The sequence below is a fragment of the Nostoc sp. genome (genome assembly GCF_036917375.1).
In the GTDB taxonomy this organism is placed as follows: domain Bacteria; phylum Cyanobacteriota; class Cyanobacteriia; order Cyanobacteriales; family Nostocaceae; genus Nostoc.
In genome coordinates this window covers 22,241-38,736 of record NZ_JBALDN010000105.1, presented here as the reverse complement: position 1 = coordinate 38,736, position 16,496 = coordinate 22,241, and the positions used below count along the sequence as shown (strand labels likewise).

Below are 16,496 nucleotides of genomic sequence, written 5' to 3'. Positions count from 1 at the left end.
CTTATTAATGAGTATCAACGATTCAAGAACCAGATGTAGTTTTAGCTGGTCTACCTTTGATAGCTTTAAAGCGTTCGCCTAACTGTTCAGCAACAGTTTTTAAGCCTGGAGTCTTTTTTGATGCAGTCTTCACGTAATCATAAACGGTCAAACTGCTAGTCATAGCTTCACTACCGACTGCCATTAAAGTATCATCTACCTGTTCGGCGAGTTGCTGTACTGAGATTAAAAGTTCGGTAAGCGCACTGGCTAATTGGTAATCCCGAATCAGTTCCTCAACGTCAAAACTGGCTGGAAGGATTTCGCGGTTTGACTGAGCAGCAGTAACGCTATTATTTACAAAGGCTAGGCTTTTATCGCCCATTTTTACTAACTTACGCCGTTCTTCAGTGCTGAGAGTAATTAGAAAGGGCATCTTTCTTTGGACTGTCTGTAGCGCGGCTTTAATTTCTTGGATATCTTGTGGCGAAAGGGTGGCTGCAATATTTTGATAGGCCATCGTATATCTACCTTGGGAATTTTAATGGTGAGGTAGCAATAGTTGCTAAGTATATAATTCCCATTAGTGGATGCGATCGCACATCATAACCTATTTATTTATCTGTTTTAGCGCTGATGCTGAGGGATACTGACCAGATGCAATCAAAGCTTGTCGTTCTACAATCCTTTCATCGCCGTTAAAATCTAGAATGCGTGCAGTTACTTCACCGATATCTGTTTGATGCTGAATTACAGCCTCATCTAGTCGAAAATGATCGCCCCAAAAGTCTCTGCGTGGGTTAAAGAACCGCACAAGTTCGCCAGTTTGCCAATTAATTGAGCCTAAATCCGTTCCTTTTTGCAGGTTACAGAAAATACAGGCATAGCAGAGATTATCTGCTGTTGTAGCGCCGCCGTGTTTGATGTCGATTATATGGTTAACTTGAAAGCCTAAGCTGTCTGCTTCTGGATATAAACAATACTCGCATATATGGGCGGCGCGATCGCTAACTAAACGCCGCAGTTCTGCATTAATATATAACCGAGACATTTTGAATACTTACTTAGGGTTAATGTACTGAGTAGCTCTTGCTTTTGCCAACCTCATAATATGCTCTAGCGTGAGGAAATGATCTAACTCTCGCTCGTCGCTTCCTGTAAGACCCTCAGTTTTTGCGCGGTAAACGAGATCCTCTAAACGGTCTTTGGCTGCATCGGAGAGTTTGAAATCGATAACGCTTTGGGGAGTGGTTCCAGCAGCAATAAACTCTATAATTTCGTCGTAGACTTTGGCTGTATTTACAGATGTAGTCATAAGATTACCTATTTTTATTTAATTTTACTGATTTACAACGCCACTTTTATAATGAAAATAACCTGCTACTAAATCTGAAAAAGTATGGTTAACAATATCAGCCACGAGATGGGAGACGTATTTTTTGCCGAAATTGAACATACTCCCAATCGTATTGAAGAGTTTACTCGAAGCGTGGACTTGTGAAAACTGCTGTAAAATAATTAATTAAATGGTGATAGTTATGCAACACATTACGATTGACGCGGCATCACAACACTTACATGAATTAATCGCAGCAGCAATCAATGGCGAGGAAATTATTATTACCAAAGATGAACAGCCGATGGTTAAGCTAACTCCGGTGATTCCAGACAAAAAACGCTCTCCTTTATTTGGTAGTGCCAAAGATTTGATTACAATATCAGATGACTTTGATGAGCCATTAGAAGAATTCCAGGATTATATGTAATGCAGGTGTTATTAGATACTCATACTTTGATTTGGTTTTTCCAAGGAAATAAAAATTTTAGTGAGAAGATGAGACTCTTAATAGAAGACGAGAATAACGAAAAGCTCATCAGCATTGTTAGCGTGTGGGAAATGTCAATTAAACAAAGCATTGGTAAACTAAAATTCAGTTTACCAATTAAGACTTTTATCGAGCAAAAACTAGCATTGAATGATTTTAATTTACTCAATATCAATCTCGACCATATTGATGTAATTACTACTCTACCCTTACAACATCGCGATCCCTTTGATAGAATTTTAATTGCCCAAGCAATGGTAGAAAAAATTCCAATTATTAGTGTAGATACAGTATTTGATGCTTATTCAATTACGCGACTTTGGTAATACTAACAATGTTCTGCCTGTTGAGGCAGGGGAATTAAATCCCTAAACTTTGTTAACTACTATTGGTAGAGCTACTATTGTTTGCTTTTTCAAAAGATTCAATAAATCCAGGGATATCAAGTAACTCTTGGGTAGCATCTTCACTCTCCTTATCTGCTAGATATGCTAAAAAATCAGCAACCAGTTGTAAGCGTTCTGAAGATAATACATCTGAATATTGGTTGATTTGCTGACGAACTTCTGTGTTGTTCATGTTTTTGCAACTCTTTTACTTCTCTAATTGTGCCAACTTCTTCTGAGCAAATTCCCGCACTTGCTCATCTGGGTCATTTTGTGTGCGATCGCGCAACAGTGGTAAAGTCTGGGGATGCTGAGGAAATTGCTTGATAATTATCTCTAGTGCAATACGCCGAGGATTAGTTTCATGCTCTTCCTTGCGCTCAAAGGAATCATTAACAGCGCAGTTGTGGTATATGTCAAACAACTCAGGCTGATATTTAAAGTATTTAGCTAATTCTCGGACTGCTGCACCTCGCACATAGTTGTCATCATCATGGATAGCGAGTTCTTTGAGGAAGAATTTGGTGTCGGGGTCATCTTTGAAGTTCTTCGCTAATTCTTGGACTGCTACACGTTGCACATAGTTGTCATCATCATAGGTAGCGCGTTCTTTGAGGAAGAATTTGGTGTCGGGGTCATCTTTGAAGTTCTTCGCTAATTCTCGAACTGCTACACATCGCACGTCGTTTTCATCATCATGGGTAGCGCGTTCTTTGAGGAAGAATTTGGTGTCGGGGTCATCTTTGAAGTTCTTCGCTAATTCTCGAACTGCTGCACCTCGTACATCGTTGTCATCATCCTGGGTAGCACGTTCTTTGAGAAAGAATTTGGTGTCGGGGTCATCTTTGAAATTCTTCGCTAATTCTTCGACTGCTGTATGTCGCACATCCCAGTTATCATCCTGGGTAGCACGTTCTTGCAGCCAGGCTTTGGTGTCGGAAGATTCTTGCCAGGTCGTTGCAATTGCTGTGACTGCTTGAGTGCAAATTTCATGAAATACTTTAGCTTCTTCATCTTGATGGGGGACGTAATAGTACCAGAGGTCATACTTAGTTAAGTTTTTCAACTTGTCAAGTAATAGAGTAGCTGTTGACGCGATCGCCGAGCGATTTCTTACCTCTACAAGACACTTAGCCGCTAAAAAAAGATTGACAAACTTTTCCTCTTCGCCATCTTGCGCCATTAAATAATCAAGAATTTTGCCAACAAATCTTGGCTCAATCATTCCGGCAATTAGCAGCAAGACTTCATGCCAACTTTCATCTTGCCAGTGTTTGCCAAAAACTTCATTCTTAAGTTGCTCAATAGTCAGCGTTTGCGTTTCTTTAAACTGCCAGACAAACTCCGATGCACAGAAATATTCTAAAAATGTCCGATGCACAAAAGCATAATAATCTGCACCCAGGAAACATAACATAAAGTTGCGAGTCCGCAGTTGATTAATCATCATCCGCGCTACTTGTCTGGGTTTATCAAATTCTATGGTTTTGAGATAATCAGTCAGAACTTTGACTAAATCATTTTCATTAATCAAATTACCTGCCAAACCTTTATTAGCAGTTTGCATAAAATAAGCAACCTGACGCAGCATCGCTTGCTTCTCTTTATAATGAATAGTCTTAGAGTCTAACCTCTGATCTTCTGTCAAAGCGCGTTCCACATCCCATTGATGTAGTAGTACCCGCGATGCTTGATCGTAAAGTGTAGCTCTATCTCTTGGTAGCTCTTGATTCCGATTTAGAATTGCCATCATCGTCAACAGTAGAGGATTTCCCGCCAATTCTGCAATAGATTTGGAAGCTGCAATTCCTCTTTGTAGCCGTTCGCGTTTTCTCACCTTATCTACTGCATCGATAAAAGTTAACTCATGCCAACGGTAGATAAAATCCTGAATTAGTTCTGAGTCTAAATCTTGTAAAATAAAGTGGCGAAACTCAGCATTAAGCAATCGTTGTGGTTTATAGCCAATAATCCGAGAAGTGACAATTACCTGCACATCAGGATAGTCATTAGTAAAGCGATGAATATCAGTAATTACATCCTCTCTATCACCAGGATCAAATACCTCATCCAAACCATCAAACATCACTAAAGCATTACCAGCTTTTAATTGTTTATCTAGTTCAAGCTGATTGAGATGATGAACAGCACCACTACATTGATGAAAAAATTCTAGAAAATTATTGCACTCTTTATCTTCCCGTCGTCGCATATAAGTGCGTAATTCAATTAGCAACGGAATTGGTAATGATACCACATTATCCAGTGGTGACTCTGCCCAATTCAAAGCCAGAAATTGCAACAATGTAGACTTACCTGAACCAGGATCGCCCAAAATCACAAGATATTTATAATCTTGCTTTTTATTGACAACATCTAATACTGAACGGATCGGCTGTTCAAAATAAACCCGTTTGTGGCGTTCTAATTCTTCTAATTCAACAACTTCTACTTGACCACTTTCTCGCAGCCGTCTAAGATGTTCTTTAGGCAGTTCGTGAACTTGTGGTAAAACTTGATGAGCTTCCCGGACATTTTGAGCAGTAAAAATCCGCCATAATTTAAGTTCGTTATAGGCATAGCCGCTAGTATCTAAGCTATCTAATTTGAGATTGCCATAACGCTCGCGGATTCCTTCTTGATATTTAACTAAATTAAAATCTACAATAAGACCAGCAATTTCTTTTGTATTTATTTCAATATCAGATAACTTTTGTAATTCTAGGATATGGTGTAATTCTTTTGAATCTAAAAGAAGTTCTTGGACTTGTGTAAAATACTGTTCTGTAATTGATTGCCAGTTAAACTTAGCTGACAGAGGTTTTAATTGCAGTCTATTCCAACTATCTTCTAGGGTTTTAGCGTCTAGAGATTCACAATTAATATCAAAAGCCTTACCAAGAATTTCTGCAACTGACTTATCGCTGATAAATTTCTGGATGTCTGTGGTATAGTCTTTAATCTCAGTTTCAGCAAGTTTGCAACGAACCTTTAACTGCTGCTGCATGAGTTGCAAAAATTCCTTTAAGGCTTTACCAGCAGCAATTTCTATATCTTCCTTCTTAAGTTTCTGCAAAATTTTGCTAGGGATGCCTTTTAATAAATCTTTAGCCCAATCTTTAGCAGCATCCTTGGCTAAGTCTTCCAGAATGGGTTTAAAAATCAACCCGGCGGCCTGAGTTACACCCCACATAGCTAACCAGTCCAGCATAATACTCGCTTCTGTTGAGATTTTGATTACGAGTATATCCACTAGCTGGAGTAATGTTTCCAGATTTCAGGGTGATTGCAGAAATATCACAGGTATCTGAAGAACCTCTCTCCTTTGAGGCTACGGTGTACATACAAGTCTTAAAATTCACCCTAGTAGTCTGCCAACCCAAAAATGCTAAGTGAGGACTGGGGAAAGGGAAAAGGGTAAGGGATTTAAACCCTTTCCCCCTTCCCCCTTCCCCTTTACCCCGCCAAGTGAACTTGGCGAACTACTAGTACTTGGTTTAATCATCTAGCTTGGTTGTGCGATCGCTCTGGAAGCCTGTCATTGCGAGGAGGAACGACGAAGCAATCGCTTTAACCACGGGATTATGTGATTACTTCGCTCCGTTATCACTGCGCTCGTAATGACAATTTATTGGGTCTAGAAAGCTTGAAACACTTGCATATAACACTTGTGTGTACACCGTTTTATAACTCTCGGTTGATGAGTTTTTTGATAAGTTAGAAAAATAGCAGTAGATAAAGATATTTTAAGTATTTCCAAAAAATGACACCTCTGAGTTAGTTTGTTCAAATTCTCGGTCAAGTCGGCTAGTCGAGAATGATGTGTAACATAAATCACTACCAAGCTAGAGGTAAGTTCAAAATGGTTGCATCTACTCTAAAACCAACACAGATACTTGGACGCATACTATCCGCATCGTTAGTTAGCTTGATGTCCTTAGAGGTTCTTAGCACCGCAGCGATCGGCCAACCGCCCCCTGCCTCTGTTCAAACCAAGCTGAAAGTGCCTAGTACAATGACCTCTTGGCCTTTTAATATTCCCCGTTATTTGAAAGTGCCGCCCAATTTCTCCATCTCTGTTTATGCTCGCATTAACAAGGCTCGCTTTTTGGCAGTTGCTCCCAATGGGGATCTTCTAGTATCACAGCCCAGTTCCGGTAAAGTGTTAATTGTCCGGTCAAATGGCAGCAAAGACCCGATTATTTCTGACTTCGTAACGGGTCTACGCAAACCACATGACATTGTGTTTCATAAAATTGATAACACCACATACGTTTATATCTCTGAGAGTCATCAAATTAACCGCTTCATCTACAACTCTGGAGACTTAATCGCAAAAAATCGTCAAATCGTTGTAGTTGGCTTACCAGACAGCAGCACACGGGAACTCAAAGGCGCTTATGGTCACGAACTGAAAAATATCGCACTTGATGCCAACCACAAACTGTACGTGTCGATCGCCTCTACATGCAATGCTTGTAAGGAAGATACCGTCAGTACTCCAAAGCGTGGTGCAATTTACCAGTACAACGCTAATGGAACCAATCAGCGGCTTTTTGCTCAAGGTTTACGTAATGCCGAAGGGTTAGCATTCTTACCTGGAACAAACGATCTTTGGGTAGTCGTTAATAATCGAGATAACATTGCCTATCCCTTCAACGATAGCAGTGGCAATTACGGTAAGATTATCCCCTCTTACGTAGACAACCACCCACCAGAGGAGTTCACGAAAGTTCGAGATGGCGGTAACTACGGTTGGCCATTCTGCAATCCCAATCCTGACACCTCAAACGACCTTAACAATATGCCATTTGACCGCGACTATCAGTTCAATGCTAATGGAAGTGTTAATTGCAATGCAATGGACAGGATTAGCAAAGGTATCCAAGCCCATTCAGCTCCCTTGGGACTAACATTCTTACAAAATACCAACTTTCCCAGCCTATACTCAAATGGAGTAGTGGCAGGGCTGCATGGTTCATGGAATCGGCAGAAGAAAACGGGCTACAAAATAGCTTACTTTCCCTGGAACAGTACGACAAAGACCCCAGGAGAGGAGATAAATTTAGTCACCGATTGGGTAGTTCCAGCAACGCAAGAAACCTGGGGGCGACCCGTGGATACGGTAGTAGACCTACAAGGTAATTTGTTAATTTCGGATGACTACAGCGGCACTATCTATAAGCTTTCCTACACGCCCACGCCGTCACAACAGGTTAAGGTCTACAAAGACCCTAACTTTGGTGGAATTTCCCAATCTTTTCCTACGACTCCAGGAGTATACAAAGCCAACCAAGGTGACTTAAATATTGTTGGTAATGACAGTATTAGTTCATTAAGTGTACCACCAGATACAAAGGTACGTGTCTGCCAACATGAAACTGGTGGTTTATGCCGTGACTATACTGCTGGTGATTATAAATCTCTTGGAAATGACCTTGATAATATCATCTCGTTTATAGAAGTCAAGTAGCACGACTCACCGAATTATTGATTTTAAATTTTGGATTGAATACTTTAAAAGTTTTCTACTGAACGCTGACGCCGTACCCCTCCGGGGAAGCAAGCTACGCGTAGCGTTCCGCAGGAAAGTCCAAAATTTAAAAAGGTCTGATATCAAGTCCGGTTAATCACTTATGATTACCGGATCTGTGCAAAAATCGGAAACGTCTTTTTCCCCCTGCTCTCTGCGGTCTAAATTATAAGTCTTTAGCCGAACACGAGATGAGACGATGTTTGGAAAGTCAACTAGAAACTGCAATGTCTACGACGGCAGCGCGATCGCAATTTTCCCCACTGCACGACCCGTTTCGCTATAAGCATGAGCCGCCGCTAGTTCTTGTAAGGGATATGTGCGATCGATTACCACACGAATTTTACCCACTTCAATCAATTCTTTGAGAAAAAGCAAGTCTTTAACGTTAGGTTTCTCAAAGAGAAATTTCGCTTTTTGACCGGGAAGGAATGCTGTTAAGACGCTTTCTAGCAAGACTTCGGGGCTGGGTAGTGTGGTGATATAAATTCCGTTTGGTTTAAGAACTCTTTTGGTTTGTGAGAGCGATCGCTTACCCACTGCATCAAAGATAATGTCATACTGTGCTGTATCTGCGGTGAAATCTTGCTGCGTATAATCAATCACGCGGTCTGCTCCCAAAGATTTCACCAAATCCAAGTTTTTAGTACTGCTAACTCCCGCCACCACTGCCCCTAAAGCCTTGGCAATTTGCACTGCAAAAATCCCCACACCGCCAGCAGCACCATTAATCAAGACACTTTGTCCGGTTTGAATATTTCCCCGATCTCGCAACGCTTGCAAAGCCGTGAGCGCTGCTAGAGGTACAGCCGCAGCTTCTTCATAAGATAAGTTCGTTGGTTTGAGAGCCACCACATTTTCTGGAACAGCTGCAAATTCGGCATAACCTCCTCCAGGAAAGCTAGTACTCCCATAAATAGCATCTCCTGGTTTAAAGCGCGTAACTTGGGAGCCAACCTCTACAACTTCTCCCGCCACATCAAACCCCAGAATCTTCGGAAATTTACTGCCGACAATCAAACTCAACATTCCTTGGCGAATTTTCCAATCAATGGGATTAACGCTACTAGCACGAACTTTCACAAGTAACTGCGTTGGCTCAATTTTCGGTTGCTCCACATCTTCATATTGCAACACTTCAGTGCCGCCATACCGACGGATAACCACTGCTTTCATCGCATTCCTCCTGGTTGCTACTCTGTTTTGCTGAATCACACAGCCTGTTTTTCCTAACAAATCTAGTGTAACGATGTCTACGACGGGCTACGCTTACGTATGGTATTTAACGAAGATGGTGCACAATCAGAGATTCCCTAAAATAGAAATATCAGTCTAAAATTACACCTGTATGCCAGCTAGAGACCTTTATCACAACAATGTTAAAAATGCTTTGATTAAAGACAAATGGACAATTACTCATGATCCACTGACTCTAAAGTTTGGTAAAAAAGATTTGTATATTGATTTAGGTGCTAAACAGTTGTTGGCGGCTGAAAAAGCAGAATCCAAAATTGCAGTTGAAATTAAAAGTTTTACCGGGAGATCGGATGTTGACGATCTAGAAAAAGCGTTGGGTCAGTATATTTTATATCAGGATATCTTAATTGAATTGGAGCCAGAGCGAGTACTATATCTTGCAGTACCTAACAGTATTTTTGATGATTTATTTGAAGAACCTATCGGCAAACTATTACTGAGAAATCATCGTTTAAAGCTGATTACATTCGATCCAAAACAGGAGGTTATTAAAGAATGGATTATACCAAGTTAGACCACTATCGCCAGGTGATTGAAACTATCCTTACTGAATATGCTTCACTACCCTATTCTTATGCCAATATTCAATCAGAAGTGGTGTTCGATCGAAACCGCGATCGCTATTTGTGGATGGATATAGGTTGGGATGGCGATCGCCGCATTCATGGCTGTCTGGTTCATATTGACCTGATTGATGGCAAAATCTGGATTCAACGCGATGGCACTGAAGAAGGCATTGCCGCCGATTTAGAACGGGCTGGAATTCCTAAAGAACATATTGTCCTTGGCTTTCGTCCACCAGAGTTAAGACCCTACACTGGCTATGCAGTCGCTTAAGGTGCGTAGGCGCAGCCCGTCGTAGACATCGTTCTTTAAAAGTTAACATGGAACATTCTGTTTATTCTTCGGTGGTAAATACAACACCTTCATAGAGCAATTCAATCGGGCATTTAAATTCAATGCTCGATAGAGTGACGATATCTCCGACCGTATAGAGATAGTAAAGCCACATCCTACCCTCACCCCGGCAGTAACGCTCAACGGAGATTTGTTCCGAGTCAATCAAGATATACTCTTGCAAACTAGGAATTCTCAGGTAATAAATAAATTTTTCACCCCGATCTTTAGCGCTTGTACCTGGCGAAAGAACTTCGGCAATCAGCTTGGGATGTTGAATAAAGTTGCGGGCGTTGAGGTCTTCAGGGTCGCAACTGACAATAACATCAGGATAATAGTAGCGACTCTGGCCAGTAAGTTGCATTTTCACACCTGACACATTCACTCGACAACCTCTGGAATGCAAATGAGGGTGTAAGGCAGTGTACAAGTTAAGTGCAATGTCATTATGGGGAATTGTACTGCCTGTTATAGCAAATACTTCGCCATTGGCATATTCGTAGCGAAGGTCTTGCTGAGGTTCCCATTCGAGATATTCCTCAACGGTCATTTTTGGCGGCTGTTGGGAAATGGCGATCGTAACTTCAGATTTTTTCATGCTTGGTTTGATTTTAGCTAAATAGTATCAGCAACAAAGAGCGGTATCTGAAAATCCTCTCTCTTAAAAGAAGAAAGACTTTAAACTTTTCTTCTTTCTGACGCAGGAAGGGAGTGAGGTTTTTTGTTAAGGTTTGTAGTGAGCAATTCAGAAAAATCATTGCGATCGCTCAATCATGTTAGATTATAGTTTGTTGTTTCTCTTAAACACAAAATTCGAGACTTTCCTACCCATCTCCTCATTCTGGGAATGAAAAAAAAGAACTAAAAAGTTAAGTTTTTTGAAAATTATGTGCAGTAATACATCTATTCCTACTAGCTTATATGGCTTACCAGACAAGGCTTAAAGGCATAATTGAACATCATTATCAAAGAAAACTTAAAATAATATGAAGTGCATTTTTACCCTCAAAAAAATGATATGTTAGATACAGAATTCAATTTTGCACGTTTATGGAGTAGAACAATATAGATTACTTCAGTTTTTCACCCTCAAACCCTTGGTATTTCTTGCTTTTGACGCAAATTGAGGGGAATGTGAGTACACATTTAAATAACTAAAATCCTGTTGCAAATAGATTAAATTCTTTGCTGGGATTGGGTTGTGGCTGAGTACAAAGAAATCCTGAACCCCTATCTATAAACACTAGAACCCTAACCAAAAAATACTAGAACCCCTACCTGAAAAAAATTTTTTTAATTCTTGTAATGCTTGAAGAATTAGGGTTTTTAGTATTTGAGTACAAATGTAATAAATCCAATAAATTCTATCCTAGAGAGACGCAACATCTGGCTGGGAGACGGCTGCTATAAATCTTATATCGCCAATCACCTAACGCTCTGAAACAAAGCGAAGGGTGAGTGGAGGGATGACATAGCACCATGCCTGAAGTGAAGAGAAGTCGCGGCTGTAAGCACAAATTCTACCCAAGAACCGAACGTTGACACACACCAGCCGAACATCAGATATCTATCGCCTGCTTTACTTGAAAACAAGTCGCCCGAACCCAAGGGTTTGCAGGCAGTGTGAAAGACGCGACTTCAATTCTGGGCATGAAAGAGTAGCAACAGCATCTCCCACAGTGGCAGCCAAGTCCACCGACCTTTTGCGAAACTCAATGACATCACCGTCTACACGACTCCTCAACTCCAACGCTACGGAATCGCCAACCCAAGCAAAATCAGGTGGTTGCGGCTGCGATAGCACCACCAGCACCACCGTGGAAAGGGACGAAAAGCTCCAAGAACGCATTGCGAAACATCCCTGCTACAGCGAAGACGCTCATCACCACTACGCCCGGATGCACGTTGCAGTTGCACCAGCTTGCAACATCCAATGCAACTATTGCAACCGCAAATATGATTGCGCTAACGAAAGCCGTCCTGGAGTAGTTAGCGAATTGCTAACACCAGAAGAAGCAGCACACAAAGCTTTGGTCATTGGTGGTAAGATTCCCCAAATGACAGTTGTGGGAATTGCCGGTCCTGGCGACCCATTGGCGAACCCAGAAAAGACTTTCCGCACATTTGAGTTGATTGCAGAGCAAGCACCAGACATCAAGCTGTGTTTATCAACCAATGGTTTAATGCTGCCCGACTACATCGATCGCATTAAACAATTAAATATAGATCACGTAACGATCACCATTAACATGGTAGATCCAGAGATCGGTGCTAAGATTTATCCTTGGGTTCACTACAGACGCAAGCGTTACAGAGGTCTTGAAGGTGCAAAAATTCTCCACGAAAGACAGATGGAAGGATTGCAAGCCCTGAAAGATGCTGACATCTTGTGCAAAGTTAACTCCGTGATGATTCCCGGAATTAATGACCATCACTTAGTCGAAGTGAATCGAGTCATCCGTGAGAAAGGTGCATTCTTGCACAACATCATGCCATTGATTTCTGCACCAGAACATGGCACACACTTCGGTTTAACCGGTCAACGCGGCCCCACACCCAAAGAACTCAAAGAAGTTCAAGACAACTGCTCTGGTAACATGAAAATGATGCGTCACTGTCGCCAGTGTCGTGCCGATGCAGTCGGATTGTTGGGAGAAGACCGCAGCCAAGAGTTTTCTAAAGAGAAATTCTTGGAAATGGCTCCCGAATATGACATGGAACAACGCGCTACTGTTCACGAAGGTATTGAGAAGTTTAAAGAAGAACTTAAAGTAGCCAAAGACAAGGCGTTAGCTGGTAAGAAAATTGCCAACAGTCCGAAAATCCTTGTTGCAGTAGCAACCAAAGGCGGCGGATTAGTTAACCAACACTTCGGTCATGCGAAAGAATTCCAAATTTACGAAGTGGGTGGAAACGAAGTTCGCTTTGTCAGCCATCGCAAAATTGACCAATACTGCCAAGGTGGATACGGCGAAGAAGCTTCCTTTGAGCATATTATGAAAGCGATCGCAGATTGCAAAGCAGTTCTAGTCTCCAAGATTGGTAACTGTCCTCAAGAAAAATTGCAAGAAGCTGGAATCAAGACTGTTGAAGCTTACGACGTGATTGAAAAGGTTGCTTTAGAGTTTTACGAGCAATACGTTAAGGAATTAGGGAATAACGAATAGGGCATGGGGCATGGGGCACTTGTACTGAGCGAAGTCAAAGTATGGGGCATGGGATAAGAATTATCCTCAATGCCCTCCCCTAAACCCAATCCTCAATGCCCAATGCCCACTGCCCCATTTCCAAAAAAGGAGAATAAATCATGGCTTACAAAATTCTTACTAGCCAGTGTATTTCCTGCAATCTCTGTCTATCTGTATGTCCCACAAATGCAGTTAAAGTGGTTGACGGACAGCACTGGATTGACCCTGAACTTTGTACAAACTGTATTGGTAGTATTCATACCGTGCCTCAGTGTAAAGCTGGTTGTCCCACCTGCGACGGTTGCGTTAAGCAGCCTAGCGATTATTGGGAAGGCTGGTTTACCAATTACAACCGCGTAGTCGCTAAATTAACAAATAAACAAGATTACTGGGAACGTTGGTTTAACTGCTATTCCCAGAAATACTCTGAGCAATTGCAAAAGCGTCAATCCCAATCGGTGGGTTCTGAAGCTTAATTAAATAATTTGTAATTCTTAATTGAAGACAACAATGCAAAATAACTGCATCTATCTCGATAATAATGCCACCACTAAGGTAGACCCAGAAGTTATAGAGGTAATGCTACCTTACCTGACAGATTATTACGGCAATCCCTCCAGTATGCATACCTTTGGTGGGCAAGTCGGTAAAGCAGTGAGAACAGCAAGAGAACAACTTGCAGCCATCCTGGGAGCCGATGAGTCAGAAATTGTCTACACAAGTTGTGGAACTGAGGGAGATAACGCCGCGATTCGAGCCGCACTGTTGGCACAACCAGAAAAGCGACATATCGTCACTACCCAGGTTGAACATCCAGCAGTACTCAATGTCTGCAAACAATTAGAAACCCAAGGTTATAGTGTTACCTATCTATCAGTAAATAATCAAGGGCAGCTAGATCTAGATGAACTAGAAGCTTCCTTGACGGGTAACACCGCCTTGGTGACAATTATGTATGCGAATAATGAAACCGGCACGGTTTTCCCGATTGAACAAATTGGGTTGCGCGTCAAAGAATATGGTGCTATCTTCCATGTAGATGCAGTGCAAGCAGTGGGAAAAATCCCCTTGAATATGAAGACTAGCACGGTAGATATGTTAACCCTGTCTGGTCACAAGCTGCACGGGCCTAAAGGAATTGGTGCTTTATATATTCGGCGCGGAGTTCGGTTCCGTCCCTTCATGATTGGGGGACACCAAGAACGCGGACGTAGAGCGGGAACAGAGAATGTTCCAGGAATTATTGCCTTGGGCAAAGCTGCGGAACTAGAACTGTTACACTTAGAAGAAGCGATCGCCAGAGAAAGAAAACTGCGCGATCGCCTTGAACAAACTTTACTAGCTAAAATTCCCGATTGTGTCGTTAACGGTGACGTTACGCAGAGATTGCCAAACACCACCAATATCGGCTTCAAGTACATCGAAGGTGAAGCAATTCTACTGTTATTGAACAAATACGGTATCTGTGCATCATCTGGTTCTGCTTGTACCTCCGGTTCTCTCGAACCTTCCCACGTCCTGCGGGCAATGGGTTTACCCTATACAACTTTGCACGGTTCAATTCGCTTCAGTCTTTGTCGCTACACCACCGAAGCCGAAATCGATCGAGTAATAGAGGTAATGCCCAGTATTGTAGAACGTTTACGCGCCCTCTCACCCTTCAAAAATGATGATGCAGGTTGGTTGCAAGGACAAGAACAAGCACTAGCGCATCGTTAGGGACTGGGAAAAAATGGGAAAAGGTTAAAGGGTAAAGGTTAAAGGAATGATTTTTCCCCTTCCCCCCGCCCCTTATCCCCAGAGGGGGCCCCACCTTCCCCATTACCCCTTCCCCAATCCCCCCACTCCCCACTCATTACTCAGCACTCACCACTCAGAACTTAATAATATGTGGGACTACACTGATAAAGTATTAGAACTGTTTTACGATCCCAAGAATCAGGGAGAAATTGAAGAAACGGGCGAAGTTGGAGTTAAGGTTGCAACGGGTGAAATCGGCAGCATTGCTTGCGGCGATGCTCTGAGATTGCACCTGAAAGTGGAAGTAGAATCTGATAAGATTCTAGATGCTCGCTTTCAAACCTTTGGTTGTACTAGTGCGATCGCATCTTCTAGTGCATTAACCGAAATGGTTAAAGGTTTAACTTTAGATGAAGCTCTGAAAGTGTCCAATAAAGACATTGCAGATTACCTGGGTGGTTTGCCAGAAGCAAAGATGCACTGCTCTGTCATGGGACAAGAAGCCCTAGAAGCCGCTATCTATAACTATCGTGGCATACCTCTAGCTACCCACGATGATGATGATGAAGGTGCATTAGTTTGCAGTTGCTTTGGCATCAGCGAATCTAAAATTCGTCGTGTGATTCTAGAAAATCATCTCACGGATGCCGAGCAAGTAACAAATTATGTAAAAGCTGGTGGCGGATGCGGTTCCTGTCTAGCTAATATCGATGATATTATTAGATCAGTTCAACAGGAATACGCCTCACCTGCTCTCAACAATTACGGCGTAAAAGTTGCCACAGAAATTGTTACATCTAAGCAACGAGCGCTAACAAACGTGCAAAAGATTGCTCTAATTCAAAAAGTTCTTGATGAAGAAGTCAGACCCGTACTCATTGCAGACGGGGGAGATGTAGAACTCTATGATGTAGAAGGCGATCGCGTTAAAGTTGTACTGCAAGGTGCTTGCGGTTCCTGTTCTAGTAGTACAGCAACTCTGAAAATTGCGATCGAAGCCAGATTACAAGATCGTGTCAGCAAGAGCCTTGTAGTCGAAGCAGTTTAGGAATTGCTGTAGGACTTAACGTAATCTACAAATACGCTCTAATATGCATTCAGCCAGGAACAGAAAGTAGGATTTGAACCATATAATTGTCTCCACATCAATGCTTCAATCCTACCGACAACCAATAGCTAAATTAGCTATCACGGCTAACAGCATATAGGCTTCATACATTAAGCGCCTACTTGCAAATTTCATCATCCAACTCGCTTCAAAGGAACAGGATATGAGCACATTGTACGACAACATTGGTGGACAACCAGCTATTGAACAAGTAGTAGATGAACTCCACAAACGCATTGCCACAGACAGCCTCCTCGCTCCCATTTTTGCTGGTACAGACATGGTGAAGCAACGCAATCATCTAGTTGCTTTCTTAGGTCAAATATTTGAGGGGCCAAAGCAATACGGCGGTCGTCCAATGGACAAAACCCACGCAGGATTGAATTTACAGCAACAACACTTCGATGCGATCGCCAAGCATCTCGGTGAAGCAATGGCTGTGCGTGGAGTGTCAGCAGAAGACACCAAAGCTGCACTAGATCGCGTCACAAATATGAAAGGCGCTATTTTGAACAAGTAATAGGACTATGCATTGATTGTTGACAAATAGCAACATCAAGTCCTATTGAATCTTGCAAGCTG

The 16,496-nt window shown here is 42.0% G+C and carries 17 protein-coding genes; 10 read left to right on the top strand and 7 right to left on the bottom strand.

Annotated elements, in window-relative coordinates; genetic code table 11:
* Positions 1-22: 22 nt before the first annotated feature.
* From V7K45_RS28450 to V7K45_RS28440, 3 genes are all read right to left on the bottom strand, one after another.
* Positions 23-499 (bottom strand): hypothetical protein, encoded by a 477-nt coding sequence (locus tag V7K45_RS28450; RefSeq protein WP_335008642.1) that lies wholly within the window; start codon positions 497-499, stop codon positions 23-25.
* 90 nt (positions 500-589) lie between these two features.
* Positions 590-1,030 (bottom strand): HNH endonuclease, encoded by a 441-nt coding sequence (locus V7K45_RS28445; protein ID WP_335008640.1) that lies wholly within the window; start codon positions 1,028-1,030, stop codon positions 590-592.
* A gap of 9 nt (positions 1,031-1,039) precedes the next feature.
* A complete protein-coding gene (locus tag V7K45_RS28440; protein WP_335008638.1) occupies positions 1,040-1,294 on the bottom strand; it encodes a hypothetical protein in 255 nt (84 codons plus the stop codon).
* Between the two features lie 223 nt (positions 1,295-1,517).
* Here V7K45_RS28440 and V7K45_RS28435 point away from each other — a divergent pair, with 223 nt between their 5' ends.
* Both V7K45_RS28435 and V7K45_RS28430 read left to right on the top strand, forming a co-directional pair.
* Complete coding sequence (locus V7K45_RS28435) at positions 1,518-1,745, top strand: type II toxin-antitoxin system Phd/YefM family antitoxin (RefSeq protein ID WP_335008636.1); 228 nt, start codon at positions 1,518-1,520, stop codon at positions 1,743-1,745.
* Positions 1,745-2,131 (top strand): type II toxin-antitoxin system VapC family toxin, encoded by a 387-nt coding sequence (locus V7K45_RS28430; RefSeq protein WP_335008634.1) that lies wholly within the window; start codon positions 1,745-1,747, stop codon positions 2,129-2,131. Before V7K45_RS28435 ends, V7K45_RS28430 begins: the two co-directional genes overlap by 1 nt.
* Positions 2,132-2,183: 52 nt before the next feature.
* Here the strand turns inward: V7K45_RS28430 and V7K45_RS28425 are convergent, their stop codons facing one another.
* Entirely contained in the window at positions 2,184-2,384 is a 201-nt protein-coding gene (locus V7K45_RS28425; protein WP_335008632.1) for a hypothetical protein, read from the bottom strand.
* A 15-nt stretch (positions 2,385-2,399) separates the two neighbouring features.
* Positions 2,400-5,402, bottom strand: a complete 3,003-nt coding sequence (locus V7K45_RS28420) for a HEAT repeat domain-containing protein (RefSeq protein WP_335008630.1) — start codon at positions 5,400-5,402, stop codon at positions 2,400-2,402.
* A 651-nt stretch (positions 5,403-6,053) separates the two neighbouring features.
* On the opposite strand from V7K45_RS28420, the gene V7K45_RS28415 reads away from it, so the two are divergent.
* A complete protein-coding gene (locus V7K45_RS28415; protein WP_335008628.1) occupies positions 6,054-7,664 on the top strand; it encodes a PQQ-dependent sugar dehydrogenase in 1,611 nt (536 codons plus the stop codon).
* 291 nt (positions 7,665-7,955) lie between these two features.
* Here V7K45_RS28415 and V7K45_RS28410 read toward each other — a convergent pair whose 3' ends face one another.
* Complete coding sequence (locus V7K45_RS28410) at positions 7,956-8,900, bottom strand: NAD(P)-dependent alcohol dehydrogenase (protein ID WP_335008626.1); 945 nt, start codon at positions 8,898-8,900, stop codon at positions 7,956-7,958.
* 172 nt (positions 8,901-9,072) lie between these two features.
* Between V7K45_RS28410 and V7K45_RS28405 the strand changes: the two genes are divergently transcribed.
* Together V7K45_RS28405 and V7K45_RS28400 are read left to right on the top strand one after the other, a co-directional pair.
* On the top strand, positions 9,073-9,495 hold the full coding sequence (locus V7K45_RS28405) for a XisH family protein (protein WP_335008624.1): 423 nt from the start codon (positions 9,073-9,075) through the stop codon (positions 9,493-9,495).
* The gene (locus V7K45_RS28400) at positions 9,477-9,818 is read left to right on the top strand and encodes a XisI protein (protein WP_335008622.1); all 342 of its coding nucleotides are present in this window, start codon (positions 9,477-9,479) and stop codon (positions 9,816-9,818) included. The genes V7K45_RS28405 and V7K45_RS28400 overlap by 19 nt, the downstream gene beginning before the upstream one ends.
* A gap of 61 nt (positions 9,819-9,879) precedes the next feature.
* Here V7K45_RS28400 and V7K45_RS28395 read toward each other — a convergent pair whose 3' ends face one another.
* Complete coding sequence (locus V7K45_RS28395) at positions 9,880-10,476, bottom strand: Uma2 family endonuclease (RefSeq protein ID WP_335008620.1); 597 nt, start codon at positions 10,474-10,476, stop codon at positions 9,880-9,882.
* A gap of 1,117 nt (positions 10,477-11,593) precedes the next feature.
* On the opposite strand from V7K45_RS28395, the gene nifB reads away from it, so the two are divergent.
* The 5 genes from nifB (at position 11,594) to V7K45_RS28370 (ending at position 16,434) form a co-directional block, all read left to right on the top strand.
* Positions 11,594-13,045, top strand: a complete 1,452-nt coding sequence (gene nifB, locus V7K45_RS28390; protein WP_335008618.1) for a nitrogenase cofactor biosynthesis protein NifB — start codon at positions 11,594-11,596, stop codon at positions 13,043-13,045.
* Between the two features lie 140 nt (positions 13,046-13,185).
* The gene (locus V7K45_RS28385) at positions 13,186-13,542 is read left to right on the top strand and encodes a 4Fe-4S binding protein (RefSeq protein WP_335008616.1); all 357 of its coding nucleotides are present in this window, start codon (positions 13,186-13,188) and stop codon (positions 13,540-13,542) included.
* Between the two features lie 34 nt (positions 13,543-13,576).
* Positions 13,577-14,785, top strand: coding sequence for a cysteine desulfurase NifS (gene nifS / locus V7K45_RS28380; protein WP_335008614.1), 1,209 nt, complete (start codon positions 13,577-13,579; stop codon positions 14,783-14,785).
* A 169-nt stretch (positions 14,786-14,954) separates the two neighbouring features.
* The gene (nifU, locus tag V7K45_RS28375; RefSeq protein WP_335008612.1) at positions 14,955-15,854 is read left to right on the top strand and encodes a Fe-S cluster assembly protein NifU; all 900 of its coding nucleotides are present in this window, start codon (positions 14,955-14,957) and stop codon (positions 15,852-15,854) included.
* A 223-nt stretch (positions 15,855-16,077) separates the two neighbouring features.
* Entirely contained in the window at positions 16,078-16,434 is a 357-nt protein-coding gene (locus tag V7K45_RS28370) for a globin domain-containing protein (RefSeq protein WP_335008610.1), read from the top strand.
* Positions 16,435-16,496: the final 62 nt, after the last annotated feature.